The sequence below is a fragment of the Bacteroides cellulosilyticus DSM 14838 genome (genome assembly GCF_000158035.1).
Classification (GTDB): Bacteria; Bacteroidota; Bacteroidia; order Bacteroidales; family Bacteroidaceae; genus Bacteroides; species Bacteroides cellulosilyticus.
Genome location: NZ_EQ973545.1, coordinates 1 through 539 on the forward strand (window position 1 = coordinate 1; position 539 = coordinate 539).

1 protein-coding gene is annotated in these 539 nt (G+C 32.8%); it reads right to left on the reverse strand.

Translation table 11 applies throughout. From position 1 onward, the window contains the following. Positions 1-107: 107 nt before the first annotated feature. Positions 108-341, reverse strand: a complete 234-nt coding sequence (locus BACCELL_RS25595; RefSeq protein ID WP_007215097.1) for a nucleotidyltransferase domain-containing protein — start codon at positions 339-341, stop codon at positions 108-110. Between the last annotated feature and the right edge of the window lie 198 nt (positions 342-539).

Consider the following 539-nt stretch of genomic DNA (forward strand, 5'->3'; position numbering starts at 1 on the left):
TTTTCTTTTCTTCTTCACTGAGTTTCATAATTCAACTCCTTCCTCTTCTACATTTTTAAAGAATGGTGTACCTTTTCGTTTCATCCATTCGGATAGGGTATAAAGTTTCATGCTGAAATACTCTCCAAGGTTCCACCCCAGTCTACAAAAGGATAAGCGTAAGTATCGAAATCTGAAGGAGCTATTTTTTCTTTATCTAAAAGTAATAACATATCCCAGTCAGAGTCGGTAGTAGCATCACGACGTGCCTGCGAACCAAAAAGAATAAGTTTACCTGATGGCAATACAGTTCCTTTCAACTCTTTAATTTTATCTATAATCTTTTCTGTAGTATGGGCCATAATCTTATTGTTTTGATGAAAGCTTTACAAAGATAATCATAATTTCTATTCTCAGCATCCCGAATAATAGGTTTTTACGTTTTTATCAAAATGTATATTCTATTTATAGAGACACTTTTGTGTATTATAAAAATCATTCCAACATGTCAAAGAACGAAGGATTCTAAATCCTAATATTAGAGGCAAGCGGATTACAAA